Raw genomic sequence first — 13,333 nt, forward strand, 5'->3', positions numbered from 1 at the left:
AACGGCTTGTCCTCGGCACTACAACTACACCATCTGTCCAGCCACGTCGGCCAAACCGATGGAATTGCCCTCTCAGGTGTTCAACCTCGACGGAAGCCGATGGACCGGGCCATAACGGACAGTCACACCGTCGTGACGATCAGTCACAGCGTGATCAGCCGCCACGAGGCAACACAAGGAGCGCAATAGCGATCTATCCGCCCTTAGTTGGACGGAAGGAGCCCTTGTCAGGCTCCTTGTCCTATTTTGGCACGAGGGTATGGCTTGGGGGCAAGGCCCGAAGTCAGTGCTTTAGGTCACGCTTGTGGCAATCGCCCGGATCAGGACCTACGTCCCATGTCATCGACCCATGGACAATCAAACCCAGCACATCTTTTCGGAACATGGCCCGAATGCCCAGTTTCGCCGACCGCAACCCTTATTGCAGTCAGCTGGCGAATTGGCGCTCACGCACCGCCCGCCACCGGTCCGACAACCTCTCGTACGCGGCACCGGCCCGCTCGCCGTCCCCGTCGCGCAGCGCCTCCAGCCCCTCCGCCACCTCCGCGGCGGAATGGTCCTCGGCGAGCTGCCCCTCGGGCACCGCGTGCACCAGCCCTCCGTAGTCCAGCTCCACGACCGAACGCGGGTGGAATTCCTCAAGCCAGCGCCCCACATCTACCAGGCCGTCGATCAGCGGCCCCTCTTCCAGGGCGTCCCGCAGCGTCCGCAGTCCGCGCGCGACCCGGCGGCGCGCCTGCGCCATCGGCGTCCGGTAACGCAGCAGCAGCCCCTGGTCACCCTTGGTGTACTCGCGCTCGGAGTCGTCGAACAGCACGAACCAGCGGACCGGGACATGCCAGCTCCCCTCGCGGATCCACGGCCGGGCGTCCGGATTCCGCTCCCGCCACTGCTCGTAGTCGGTGGCCGCCTGCCGGCGCACCACCGGGGGCAGCGCCGCATCCAGCACCGACGCCGGCAGCAGCTCCTCCAGCGCCTCCAGGGCCTGCCAGCCGCGCAGCCGGGTGCGCCACGGGCAGACGCAGGTCACCTCGTCCACGACGGCGATGAACGCGTCGGCGCTCTCATGGACCGGCACCGGCACCGGCGGTGTGGGCAGCAGATCGGCCAGCGCCCGGCGCTGCTCGTCCTGGGCCGTGGGCGTGTGCCTACGCTTGGCGTAACGGGCCCAATGGGAGCGCTCCGGCTCTGGGAACGCAGCCAGCGGCTCGTAGACCCGTAGATATGCCGCATACGGGACCTGCACCGACGACGCCAAGGCCACGCCCGCTCCTTCAAAGGGAAGTCCACCGCCGGGAGTTGCCTACCCCCGCCCGGCCTGGGATACGGCAGATCGTCCCACGCCGGTCCCCCACGAGTGGGTGATCCTCGGCACCTGGCCGATCAGCACACCCCGGAGGTCTTACGCTCTTCCCCACCGGCCCTCCCCACCCGCAGGAGGGCGTCCTCCGCGACTTATGGGAGTCACCACAGTGACCGACGTACGTCCTGCCTCCGTCAGTGCCGACGGCGGCGTTCTGCACACCCTGTTCCGTACGGAGCAGGGCGGCCATGAGCAAGTCGTTCTCTGCCAGGACCGCGCCAGCGGCCTCAAGGCCGTGATCGCCATCCACAGCACCGCCCTGGGCCCCGCTCTCGGCGGTACCCGCTTCCATGCGTACGCCTCCGAGGAGGAGGCCGTGCTGGACGCCCTCAACCTTTCACGCGGCATGTCGTACAAGAACGCGCTCGCCGGGCTGGACCACGGCGGCGGCAAGGCCGTGATCATCGGTGACCCCGAGGTGATCAAGACCGAGGAACTCCTGCTCGCCTACGGCCGGTTCGTGGCCTCCCTCGGGGGCCGCTACGTCACCGCGTGCGATGTCGGCACCTACGTCGCCGACATGGACGTCGTCGCCCGTACGAACAAGTGGACCACCGGCCGCTCGCCCGAGAACGGCGGCGCCGGCGACTCCTCCGTGCTGACCGCCTTCGGTGTGTTCCAGGGAATGCGCGCCTCGGCGCAGCACCAGTGGGGCGACCCGACGCTGCGCGGCCGCAAGGTCGGCATCGCGGGCGTCGGAAAGGTGGGCCACCACCTGGTCGAGCATCTCCTCCAGGACGGCGCCGAGGTCGTGATCACGGACGTGCGCGCCGAGTCCGTGGACCGTATCCGCGCCAAGCACCCCCAGGTGACCGCCGTCGCGGACACCGGCACGCTGATCCACACCGAGGGCCTGGACGTCTACGCGCCGTGCGCCCTGGGCGGTGCGCTCAACGACGACTCGGTGCCGGCGCTGACCGCGAAGATCGTGTGCGGCGCGGCCAACAACCAGCTCGCACACCCCGGCATCGAGAAGGACCTGTCCGACCGCGGCATCCTCTACGCCCCGGACTACGTCGTTAACGCCGGCGGTGTCATCCAGGTGGCCGACGAGCTGCACGGCTTCGACTTCGACCGCTGCAAGGCCAAGGCCACGAAGATCTTCGACACCACGCTGGCGATATTCGCTCGTGCGAAGGCCGATGGGATTCCGCCCGCCGCGGCGGCCGACCGACTCGCCGAACACCGGATGGCGGAGGGCAGGCGCGCCTGACCGAGCCCGGAATCGCAGGCCTGTCCGACTGAATCCGGCCAGCGGGCCCGGACGACGCGGCATCCGCCGTGTTCGTCGCATCCGCCGAATCCGCCGAATCCGCCGAATCCGCCGTAGACACCGCCTTGTACGACCCGCCACGGGTGGTTGGGGAGACATCCCTCACCACCCGTCGGCGGGTCGCCGTACAGGACAGGTTAAAATCGCAGTTGACCAGCGAGGAAAGGGTGCCTCGCGGGTTATGCCGAGCGGCGGGTGATGCGGGCGACGTACCGTATGGCCGCGGAAGCAGGTACCGTTGAAGCCCTACGAGCCGGTCTCTCTGTCGAGGGTCCGCTCTGTATCGTGAACGCGTTCAAGACTCTGGGGCCATCGAGCCCCGTCATTGAGGGGGTCGACCCATGGGGCGCGGCCGGGCCAAGGCCAAGCAGACAAAGGTCGCCCGCCAGCTGAAGTACAGCAGCGGTGGGACGGATCTCTCACGACTGGCCGACGAGCTGGGTGCATCGCCGTCGAACCAGCAGCCTCCGAACGGGGAACCGTTCGAGGATGACAAGGACGACGACGACCCGTACGCACAGTACGCGGATCTGTACAACAACGATGACGACGATGAAGACGAGGGTGACTCGTCCCAGCAGCGTCGTCGCGCCTGAAGCCGCCGCACGTACACGGCTCTGACAACAGCACCAAGGACCCGGTCCGGGGCATCTCGCCCGGACCGGGTTCTGCGCTGCCCAGGTGACCGCCGGCGCGGCGGCCTCCTGGGTGACGCGGTTCAGCCGGCGACTGCATCTACTTCGAATACGTACCGGTCAGGGTCACTGCCTCGGCATGGTCACCGCGCTCGACGATCTCCCCGCTGACCCAGGCGTCCACGCCGCGGTCGGCGAGGGTGCTCAGCGCGACATCGACCGCCTCCTGGGGGACGACAGCGATCATGCCGACGCCCATGTTCAGGGTCTTCTCCAGCTCCAGGCGCTCGACCGAGCCGGCGGAGCCGACCAGGTCGAAGACCGCGCCCGGCGTCCAGGTGGAGCGGTCGACCGTGGCATGCAGGCCGTCCGGGATCACCCGTGCGAGGTTGTTGGCCAGGCCGCCGCCGGTGATGTGCGAGAAGGCGTGGACCTCGGCCGTACGGGTCAGCGCCAGGCAGTCCAGCGAGTAGATCTTGGTGGGCTCCAGCAGCTCCTCGCCGAGGGTGCGGCCGAACTCCGGGATCTCCCGGTCCAGGGCCATTCCGGCGCGGTCGAACAGCACATGGCGGACCAGCGAGTACCCGTTCGAGTGAAGTCCGGAGGACGCCATCGCGATCACCGCGTCGCCCGTACGGATGCGATCCGCGCCCAGCAGCCGGTCGGCCTCGACCACGCCGGTGCCGGCACCGGCGACATCGAACTCGTCCACGCCCAGCAGCCCCGGGTGCTCGGCGGTCTCGCCGCCGACCAGCGCGCAGCCGGCCAGGACACAGCCCTCGGCGATGCCCTTCACGATCGCGGCGACCCGCTCGGGGTAGACCTTGCCGACGCAGATGTAGTCGGTCATGAACAGCGGCTCGGCGCCGCAGACGACCAGGTCGTCGACGACCATGCCGACGAGGTCGTGGCCGATGGTGTCGTACACGCCCATCTTGCGGGCGATGTCGACCTTCGTGCCGACGCCGTCGGTGGCCGAGGCCAGCAGCGGACGCTCGTACCGCTTCAGCGCGGACGCGTCGAAGAGACCGGCGAAGCCGCCGAGCCCGCCGATCGCCTCGGGGCGGGTGGCCTTCTTGACCCACTCCTTCATGAGGTCGACGGCACGGTCGCCGGCTTCGATGTCGACACCGGCGGCTGCGTAGCTGGCACCCATGGATTCAGCGGACATGGCTGAGAACTTTCGTGTCGTGTGTGTACGAGCTCTACGGGCGGCGCAGCGCGTCAGCGCCGCCGACTCCGGCCGTCAGCGTCTGAACGCCGTCCAGGTCCGGCTTGGCCGCACCGGCGGTCTCCGACTCCAGGAGGTGCTTGCCCAGCAGCTCCGGGTCCGGCAGCTCCATCGGGTACTCGCCGTCGAAGCAGGCGCGGCACAGATTCGGCTTGGCGATGGTGGTCGCCTCGATCATGCCGTCGATGGAGATGTACGCGAGGGAGTCGGCGCCCAGCGACTTGCCGATCTCCTCGACGCTCAGCCCGTTGGCGATCAGCTCCGCGCGGGTGGCGAAGTCGATGCCGAAGAAGCACGGCCACTTGATCGGCGGGGACGAGATCCGGATGTGGATCTCGGCGGCGCCGGCCTCGCGGAGCATCCGTACGAGGGCGCGCTGGGTGTTGCCGCGGACGATCGAGTCGTCGACGACCACCAGGCGCTTACCGCGGATGACTTCCTTGAGCGGGTTGAGCTTGAGGCGGATACCGAGCTGGCGGATGGTCTGCGACGGCTGGATGAAGGTCCGGCCGACGTAGGAGTTCTTGACCAGGCCGGATCCGTAGGGGATGCCGCTGGCCTCGGCGTACCCGACGGCCGCGGGGGTGCCGGACTCCGGCGTCGCTATCACCAGGTCCGCGTCGGCCGGCGCCTCGGCGGCCAGCTTGCGGCCCATCTCCACCCGGGAGAGGTACACATTGCGGCCGGCGATGTCGGTGTCCGGGCGGGCGAGGTAGACGTACTCGAAGACGCAACCCTTGGGGCGGGCCTCGGCGAACCGGCTGCTGCGCAGGCCGTCCTCGTCGATGGCGACCATCTCGCCGGGCTCGATCTCCCGGATGAAGCTGGCGCCGCAGATGTCGAGGGCGGCGGTCTCGGAGGCCACCACCCAGCCGCGCTCCAGGCGGCCGAGGACCAGCGGGCGGATGCCCTGCGGGTCGCGGGCCGCGTAGAGGGTGTGCTCGTCCATGAAGCACAGCGAGAAGGCGCCCATGACCTTCGGGAGGACGCGCGGGGCGGCCTCCTCGACGGTCAGCGGCTTGCCGTCCTCGTCGACCTGGCCGGCCAGCAGCGCCGTCACGAGGTCGGTGTCGTTGGTGGCCGCGACCTGGGTCGCGCGGCCGCCCTCACGGGGCAGCGCGGCGACCAGATCCGCCAGCTCGGCGGTGTTGACCAGGTTGCCGTTGTGGCCGAGCGCGATCGAGCCGTGCGCGGTGGCACGGAACGTCGGCTGGGCGTTCTCCCACACCGAGGCACCGGTGGTGGAGTAGCGGGCATGGCCCACGGCGATATGGCCCTGGAGGGAGCCGAGGGAAGTCTCGTCGAAGACCTGGGAAACCAGGCCCATGTCCTTGAAAACGAGGATCTGGGAGCCGTTGCTCACTGCGATGCCCGCGGACTCCTGTCCACGGTGCTGCAGCGCGTACAGCCCGAAATAGGTGAGTTTGGCGACCTCTTCACCCGGAGCCCAGACACCGAAGACGCCGCAAGCGTCCTGGGGGCCCTTCTCGCCGGGGAGCAGGTCGTGGTTGAGTCGTCCGTCACCACGTGGCACGTCATTGAGTCTAGGGCAGGTCGCGGATTCATCCGAACCGGGGATGGCCGCACACCTGGATGAGTACATGAACGGCGCGTGAAGCGTGCTTGACGTGACCACGGCCACGCGGACAGGATTTCTGCCCATGCAGACCCCGCAGCCCTTGGCGCGCCTGGTGAGTCACCGGGTGCCCCGCCGCACCGAGCGTCTCGTGCGGCGCCGCCATGTCGACCTCGGTCGCATCTCCGGCGGCCTCTGTCGCTGAGCGTCGGTGCGGTGACCACGGGTAACGACACATTCGCCCGCACGGCCGCGGCACCCATTCTGAGCTGCACCTTCTCGCGCTTTCAGCCACCCACCCCGCATGGCGGGTTTTTCGCGTATGCGCCTTTTGCCGTATACGCACCCCAGCACGGCCGTGTGAGATACGCGACGCCCCCGCTTTCCGCCGTCCCAGGGGAGCCGACGCGCCGCATCACGGCCCCTGACGATCTCCCTGGAGAGCCGAACCGATGTCTTCCGTCGACCCCACCCACCCTTCCGCGCCCGAAAAGCCCGAAGGTTCCGTTACGTCTTCCGCCCTGTCGCGGCGTGCCTTCGGCGGCCTGGCCGGCGGCGTGGGCGCCGCGGCGGCCGTGGGCTCGGTGGCGGGTGCGCCCGGCGCCGCTGCCGCCGAACCGCCCCAGGCCCGTGAACGGGCCTTCCGCGCCGCCCCCGACCGGCGCTCGCGACGCCCCAACATCCTCTTCATCCTGGGCGACGACCTGGGCTGGGCCGACCTCTCCTCGTACGGTTCGACCCATATCCGTACGCCCCACCTGGACCGCCTCGCGCGCCAGGGCGTCCGTTTCACCCAGGCGTACGCAGGCTCCGCGACCTGCTCGCCCACCCGCTTCAGCCTCTACACCGGACGCTTCCCGGGCCGTACGAAGGGCGGGCTGGCCGAACCGATCGCGGACCGGAGCGTGGGGCTCGACCCGAACCACCCCACCCTCGCCTCGCTGCTGCGCACCGCCGGCTACGACACCGCGCTGATCGGCAAGTGGCACTGCGGCTACCTGCCGGACTACAGCCCCACCAAGTCCGGCTGGGACACCTTCTTCGGGAACTTCGGCGGGGCGCTGGAGTACTACTCGAAGCTGGGGCTGGCCGGGGAGTACGACCTCTACGAGGGCGACGCCGAGTACAAGGACCTGCGCTACTACACACGGATCATCACCGAGCGGGCCGTCGACCACATCGAGCGCGAGCACGACAAGCCCTGGCTGCTGAACCTCAACTTCACCACTCCCCACTGGCCGTGGATCGCGGACGGCGACGAGGAGGAGAGCGCGCGGATCGTCCGCAGGATCAAGGCGGGCGAGCCCGGCGCGCTGTTCCACAAGGACGGCGGCTCGCTGGCGAAGTACCGCGAGATGGTCGAGGACCTGGACCGCTCGATCGGCGAGGTACTGGCCGCCCTCAGGCGCTCCGGCCAGGAGGAGGACACCCTGGTCTTCTTCGCGAGCGACAACGGCGGCGAGCGCTGGTCGTACAACTGGCCGCTGTCCGGCAACAAGGCATCGCTCCAGGAAGGCGGCATCCGGGTGCCGACCATCGTGCGCTGGCCCGCCCGGCTCGACGCCGGACAGGTCAGCCATGAGCCGGTGTTCACCCCGGACTGGACGGCCACCCTGCTGGAGATCGCCGGCGCCCGGCCGGACCGCGGCCACCCGCTGGACGGCACCAGCCTGGCGAGCCACCTGCTGCGCGGTGAGGCGATCGCCGAACGCGATCTGTTCTGGCGGGTACGCGGGGAGCGGGCGCTGCGCCGCGGCGACTGGAAGTACTACCGGGGCAGGAGCGGCAAGGACCAGCTCTTCCACCTCGCGAACGATCCCCGTGAACAGGCCGACAAGGCGGCCGATGAGCCGCGGCTGCTGGAGCGGCTGCGGGCCGCGTGGGAGGCGGTGGACGGGACGCTGCTGGCCTATCCGAAGGGGTGACGCCGAGGGCCGGGGACGGGGCGCGCGCGTTGCCCGCCCGCCCCGGTCAGCTCATCACCGGCAGGTACCCGCCGATGTCGGCGCGCTCGCCGCTGGCGCTGACGGCCGCCGCGTCCAACGCGTCGGCCCACCCCATACGGCCGGTGGCGAGCCGCAGCCAGGTCAGCGGGTCGGTCTCGACGACATTCGGCGGGGTGCCGCGGGTGTGCTTGGGGCCCTCGACGCACTGCACCACCGCGAACGGCGGCACCCGGACCTCGACCGAACCGCCCGGAGCCTTGACGGCGAGCACGTCGGCCAGCAGACGGGTGGCGGTGGCCAGGGCCTGACGGTCGTACGGGATCTCCACGCCGGTCGCCGCCACCAGGTCGTCGGTGTGCACGACCAGCTCGACGCAGCGGGTCACCAGGTAGTCGCCCAGCCGCATCGCACCGACACGGGTCGGCAGCAGCCGGTCGTCAGGGACCGACGGCAGGATCTCGGCGAGCTCCTCGGCGGTGCGCGCCAGCAGCTCGGCGGGGTCGTTCACGGCGGCAAGGGCACGGGTGTCGTCGTCGATGCCGGAGGCGAACCGCACGGTCGCGAACGGCCAGTCCAGCAGGGCGGTCTCCGGCTGCGACGGGGCCGGCTGCCGCAGATTCCGCGCCACGCTGCCCACCGCCATGGCCACATGCGCCGCCAGCTCCCGCACCGTCCAGTCGCCGAGCCGGGTCGGCAGCGCCAACTGCTCGGGCGACAGTCCCGCTACGGCCGCCCCCACCTGCCCGAGCTGCGCGGTGACGGCGGCGCGGGTCTTGGCGGGGTCGTAACTGCGGGTACGGGACTTACCGCGGGCGGGAGGCATGGCGCCGAGGCTACTGCGGCCACCGGGACGGCCGCGCGGGAATATCCGGAACGGCCGTACGGGGACATCCGGCACGGCCGCACGGGGCTGTTCGCCACCGCGGAAACGCCGGCGGTCCGCCCCCGGAGCGGGAACGGACCGTCGCGGCGCGCCGGGCGCCTCAGGTGCCTCAGGTGCCTCAGGTGCCTCAGATGCCTCAGGCGATGAGACCGGGGATCGTTGCCTCGTGCGACTCCTTCAGCTCGCCCAGGGCGATGCTGAACTGCCCCTGGACGTCGATCTCCGAGCCGTCGACCACACCGATACGCGTCGCCGGAAGCCCCCGCGCACCGCACATGTCGGTGAAGCGGAGCTCCTCGCTGCGCGGCACGGCGACGATCGCGCGGCCCGCCGACTCCGAGAAGAGGAACACAAACGGGTCGATGCCGTCCGGGACCACGACACGGGCACCCTTGCCGCCCCGCAGACACGACTCCACCAGCGCCTGGACCAGCCCGCCGTCGGAAAGATCGTGCGCCGCGTCGACCATGCCGTCACGCGAAGCCGAGAGCAGGATCTCCGCCAGCAGCTGCTCCCGGGCCAGATCGACCTGCGGCGGCAGACCACCGAGGTGATCGTGCATCACCTGCGACCACGCCGAGCCACCCAGTTCCTCCCGGGTGTCACCCAGCAGGTAGATCAGGTGCCCCTCGTCCGCGAAGGCCATCGGCGTACGCCGGTTGACGTCATCGATGACGCCCAGCACCGCGACCACCGGCGTCGGGTGGATCGCCACCTCACCGGTCTGGTTGTAGAGCGACACATTGCCACCGGTGACCGGCGTGCCCAGCGCCAGGCAGCCGTCCGCGAGACCCCGCGTGGCCTCGGCGAACTGCCACATCACCGCCGGGTCCTCCGGCGAACCGAAGTTCAGGCAGTCGGAGACGGCGAGGGGCTTCGCGCCCGACGCGGCGACATTGCGGTAGGCCTCGGCCAGGGCCAGCTGCGCACCCGCGTACGGGTCGAGCTTGGCGTACCGTCCGTTGCCGTCCGTGGCCACCGCGACACCGAGGTCGGAGTGCTCGTCGATCCGCACCATGCCGGAGTCCTCCGGCTGCGCGAGCACCGTGTTGCCCTGCACGAAGCGGTCGTACTGATCGGTGATCCACGCCTTCGACGCCTGGTTCGGCGACGCGACGAGCCGCAGCACCTGGGCCCGCAGCTCCTCCGGCGTGGCCGGCCGCGGCAGCGCGTTGGCGTCGTCGGCCTGGAGCGCGTCCTGCCACTCCGGGCGCGCGAACGGCCGGTGGTAGGTCGGCCCCTCATGGGCGACGGACCGCGGCGGCACATCCACGATCTGCTGGCCGTGCCAGAAGATCTCCAGCTGCGAGCCGTCCGTCACCTCACCGATGACGGTCGCGATGACATCCCACTTCTCGCAGATCTCCAGGAAGCGGTCGACCTTCCCGGGCTCGACGATCGCGCACATCCGCTCCTGCGACTCGCTCATGAGGATTTCCTCGGGCGAGAGGGAGGAGTCACGCAGCGGCACGGTGTCCAGCTCGACGCGCATCCCGCCGGAACCGGCCGAGGCCAGCTCACTGGTGGCGCAGGACAGCCCGGCGCCGCCGAGGTCCTGGATGCCGTCGACCAGGTTCTCCTTGAAGATCTCCAGGGTGCACTCGATGAGCAGCTTCTCCTGGAAGGGGTCACCGACCTGGACGGCCGGGCGCTTGGCGGGCCCGGTCGAGTCGAAGGTCTCCGACGCCAGGACGGACACCCCGCCGATGCCGTCGCCACCGGTGCGGGCACCGTAGAGGATGACCTTGTTGCCGGCGCCTGACGCCTTCGCGAGGTGGATGTCCTCGTGCTTCATGACGCCCACGCACAGCGCGTTGACCAGCGGGTTTCCCTGGTAGCAGGGGTCGAAGACGACCTCGCCGCCGATGTTGGGCAGGCCCAGGCAGTTGCCGTAGCCACCGACACCCGCGACGACACCGGGCAGCACCCGCTTGGTGTCGGGGTGATCGGCCGCGCCGAACCGCAGCGGGTCCATCACGGCGACCGGCCGGGCACCCATCGCGAGAATGTCGCGGACGATGCCGCCCACGCCCGTTGCCGCGCCCTGGTAGGGCTCGATGTACGAGGGGTGATTGTGCGACTCGACCTTGAAGGTGACCGCGTACCCCTGGCCGACGTCGACGACGCCCGCGTTCTCCCCGATGCCGACGAGCAGCGCGTCGGTCTTCGGGGCCTTCTCGCCGAACTGCTTCAGGTGGACCTTGCTGCTCTTGTAGGAGCAGTGCTCGGACCACATGACGGAATACATGGCGAGCTCGGCGCCGGTGGGACGGCGGCCGAGAATCTCGCGGATGCGCGCGTACTCGTCCTGCTTCAGGCCCAGGTCGGCCCAGGGCTGCTCGACGTCGGGCGTCTCGGCTGCGTGCTTGACGGTGTCCAGAGTCATCAGGCGTTGACCAGCTTCTTCAGAATCGAGGTGAAGAATCCGAGGCCGTCGGTACGACCCGTACCGATCAGCGGCTCGACGGCGTGCTCGGGGTGCGGCATGAGGCCGACGACATTGCCCGCCTCATTGGTGATGCCGGCGATGTCGCGGAGCGAACCGTTGGGGTTCCCGTATCCCTCGGCGGCTGTGCCGTGGGCCAGGTAGCGGAAGGCGACCCGGCCCTCGGCCTCCAACATGTCGAGGGTGCGCTCGTCGGCGACATACCGGCCGTCGATGTTCTTCAGCGGGATGCTGATCTCCTGGCCGGCCTCGTAGTCCGCCGTCCAGGAGGTGTCCGCGTTCTCCACCCGCAGCTTCTGGTCGCGGCAGATGAAGTGCAGATGGTTGTTGCGCAGCATCGCGCCGGGCAGCAGATGCGTCTCGGTGAGCAACTGGAAGCCGTTGCAGATACCCAGAACCGGCATTCCGGCCTTCGCCTGCTCGATAACGGTCTCCATCACCGGCGAGAAACGGGAGATGGCCCCGGCCCGCAGGTAGTCGCCGTAAGAGAAGCCGCCGGGCAGGACCACGGCGTCGACCTGCTTGAGGTCCTTGTCGCGGTGCCACAGCGGCACCGCTTCCGCCCCGGCGACCCGGACCGCGCGCTGGGTGTCGCGGTCGTCGAGCGTGCCGGGAAAAGTAATGACACCGATCCGTGCAGTCATGAGTCGACCCGAACGGTGAAGTCTTCGATGACGGTGTTGGCGAGGAAGGTCTCGGCCATCTCGTGGATGCGGGCGAGGGCGGCGTCGTCGACGGGCCCCTCCACCTCAAGTTCGAAACGCTTGCCCTGACGGACGTCGGCGATCCCCTCGAAACCCAGGCGTGGCAGTGCGCGCTGCACCGCCTGGCCCTGCGGGTCAAGGATCTCCGGCTTGAGCATGACGTCGACTACGACGCGTGCCACTGGCACTCCCGGTGGTGTGGTGCGGCTGTGTTTCTCCGGGGAACCCCGGACCCCGATCGGTGTCCTCACAGTACCGTGTTCGAAAATCTACGCGCATAGATATCATCCAGTCTCATCACGGTCCGGCATCGGCACGAGTGAGCGGTGGGGAAAATCCTCGAAAAGATCTAGGGTCCGCATTGCGGGATGACACGCTGACGAAATTAACTGGGCTTCACAATGCAATGCCCATCGCTGTACAAATGAAAAAGCATTGATTCCAATCAGCCGGATCTGCAGCATCACCCCATGTCAACACGGGACTGCTGCACGAAAGGACCGATATCCGTGGCGCAGCGAGTAGTAGTAATGCTCTCCGATGACATCGACGGAGGAGAAGCCGCAGAGACGGTCAGCTTCGGATTGGATGGGAAGTCGTACGAGATCGACCTCAATCCCGCCAATGCGAAGAAACTGCGCGGCTCTCTCGCTCCGTTCGTGGAAGCGGGACGCAAGCGCTCCAAGTCCGGCAAGGCCTACCACCGGACCGCGGTCACCCCCGACCCGGCGGCCGTGCGCGCCTGGGCCCGCTCCCACCAGATGGACGTCCCGCCCCGCGGCCGGATCCCGAAGAAGGTCTACGAAGCCTTCAACGCCGCCAACCACTAACCAACTTGCCGGCACTCCGCGGTCCGCGCGCAGCCGACTTGCACAGCACCCCTACTGATCAGCTAGAGTCTGGAGCACGCCGAGGGGCGAGGCCGAAGGGCCGAACCTCACGGAGTCACGCGGGTGTAGCTCAGTAGTAGAGCGCCCCCTTTCCAAGGGGGAGGCGCAGTGTGCAATCCCTGTCACCCGCTCTGACTGCCCAACCGGTCCAAAGGATCAGGTAGAGTAGCTGTCGCGCCGCTCGGTGAAAGCCGAGTGGATGCCTGCGGACGTAGCTCAGTTGGTAGAGCGCAACCTTGCCAAGGTTGAGGTCGCGAGTTCGAGCCTCGTCGTCCGCTCAGAAAAAGAAGGCCCGGTCATCACGACCGGGCCTTCTTCGCTTTTCCGTCCCAACCCCTCGACCCCCACCCCCCTGCGCCCTCCCGCTAACCCGCTTCCCACCTGCC

11 protein-coding genes and 2 tRNA genes are annotated in these 13,333 nt (G+C 69.0%); 6 read left to right on the forward strand and 7 right to left on the reverse strand.

Annotated elements, in window-relative coordinates:
- Positions 1 to 427: 427 nt before the first annotated feature.
- The gene (locus AB0I10_RS16275) at positions 428 to 1,264 is read right to left on the reverse strand and encodes a hypothetical protein (RefSeq protein ID WP_363153108.1); all 837 of its coding nucleotides are present in this window, start codon (positions 1,262 to 1,264) and stop codon (positions 428 to 430) included.
- A 193-nt stretch (positions 1,265 to 1,457) separates the two neighbouring features.
- Here AB0I10_RS16275 and AB0I10_RS16280 point away from each other — a divergent pair, with 193 nt between their 5' ends.
- A complete protein-coding gene (locus tag AB0I10_RS16280) occupies positions 1,458 to 2,576 on the forward strand; it encodes a Glu/Leu/Phe/Val dehydrogenase dimerization domain-containing protein (protein WP_363153109.1) in 1,119 nt (372 codons plus the stop codon).
- A 401-nt stretch (positions 2,577 to 2,977) separates the two neighbouring features.
- The gene (locus tag AB0I10_RS16285; protein ID WP_363153110.1) at positions 2,978 to 3,232 is read left to right on the forward strand and encodes a DUF3073 domain-containing protein; all 255 of its coding nucleotides are present in this window, start codon (positions 2,978 to 2,980) and stop codon (positions 3,230 to 3,232) included.
- A 139-nt stretch (positions 3,233 to 3,371) separates the two neighbouring features.
- On the opposite strand, the gene purM is transcribed toward AB0I10_RS16285, so the two are convergent.
- Both purM and purF read right to left on the reverse strand, forming a co-directional pair.
- On the reverse strand, positions 3,372 to 4,442 hold the full coding sequence (purM, locus tag AB0I10_RS16290) for a phosphoribosylformylglycinamidine cyclo-ligase (protein WP_363153111.1): 1,071 nt from the start codon (positions 4,440 to 4,442) through the stop codon (positions 3,372 to 3,374).
- A 34-nt stretch (positions 4,443 to 4,476) separates the two neighbouring features.
- Positions 4,477 to 6,036, reverse strand: a complete 1,560-nt coding sequence (purF, locus tag AB0I10_RS16295) for an amidophosphoribosyltransferase (protein WP_363153112.1) — start codon at positions 6,034 to 6,036, stop codon at positions 4,477 to 4,479.
- Positions 6,037 to 6,530: 494 nt separating this feature from the next.
- Between purF and AB0I10_RS16300 the strand changes: the two genes are divergently transcribed.
- Complete coding sequence (locus tag AB0I10_RS16300) at positions 6,531 to 8,003, forward strand: sulfatase-like hydrolase/transferase (protein ID WP_363153113.1); 1,473 nt, start codon at positions 6,531 to 6,533, stop codon at positions 8,001 to 8,003.
- A gap of 46 nt (positions 8,004 to 8,049) precedes the next feature.
- Here the strand turns inward: AB0I10_RS16300 and AB0I10_RS16305 are convergent, their stop codons facing one another.
- From AB0I10_RS16305 to purS, 4 genes are all read right to left on the reverse strand, one after another.
- Positions 8,050 to 8,847 (reverse strand): sterol carrier family protein, encoded by a 798-nt coding sequence (locus tag AB0I10_RS16305; protein ID WP_363153114.1) that lies wholly within the window; start codon positions 8,845 to 8,847, stop codon positions 8,050 to 8,052.
- Between the two features lie 196 nt (positions 8,848 to 9,043).
- Positions 9,044 to 11,293 (reverse strand): phosphoribosylformylglycinamidine synthase subunit PurL, encoded by a 2,250-nt coding sequence (gene purL, locus AB0I10_RS16310; protein ID WP_363153115.1) that lies wholly within the window; start codon positions 11,291 to 11,293, stop codon positions 9,044 to 9,046.
- Entirely contained in the window at positions 11,293 to 11,997 is a 705-nt protein-coding gene (gene purQ, locus AB0I10_RS16315; RefSeq protein WP_363153116.1) for a phosphoribosylformylglycinamidine synthase subunit PurQ, read from the reverse strand. The genes purL and purQ overlap by 1 nt, the downstream gene beginning before the upstream one ends.
- On the reverse strand, positions 11,994 to 12,239 hold the full coding sequence (purS, locus tag AB0I10_RS16320; RefSeq protein ID WP_006604673.1) for a phosphoribosylformylglycinamidine synthase subunit PurS: 246 nt from the start codon (positions 12,237 to 12,239) through the stop codon (positions 11,994 to 11,996). The genes purQ and purS overlap by 4 nt, the downstream gene beginning before the upstream one ends.
- 327 nt (positions 12,240 to 12,566) lie before the next feature.
- On the opposite strand from purS, the gene AB0I10_RS16325 reads away from it, so the two are divergent.
- The 3 genes from AB0I10_RS16325 (at position 12,567) to AB0I10_RS16335 (ending at position 13,225) form a co-directional block, all read left to right on the forward strand.
- Positions 12,567 to 12,887 (forward strand): Lsr2 family protein, encoded by a 321-nt coding sequence (locus AB0I10_RS16325; RefSeq protein WP_363153117.1) that lies wholly within the window; start codon positions 12,567 to 12,569, stop codon positions 12,885 to 12,887.
- Between the two features lie 119 nt (positions 12,888 to 13,006).
- Positions 13,007 to 13,078 (forward strand) — tRNA-Gly (locus AB0I10_RS16330).
- Positions 13,079 to 13,152: 74 nt separating this feature from the next.
- Positions 13,153 to 13,225 (forward strand) — tRNA-Gly (locus AB0I10_RS16335).
- The last annotated feature ends 108 nt before the right edge of the window (positions 13,226 to 13,333 follow it).

This window comes from Streptomyces sp. NPDC050636, assembly GCF_040654775.1.
Taxonomy (GTDB): domain Bacteria; phylum Actinomycetota; class Actinomycetes; order Streptomycetales; family Streptomycetaceae; genus Streptomyces.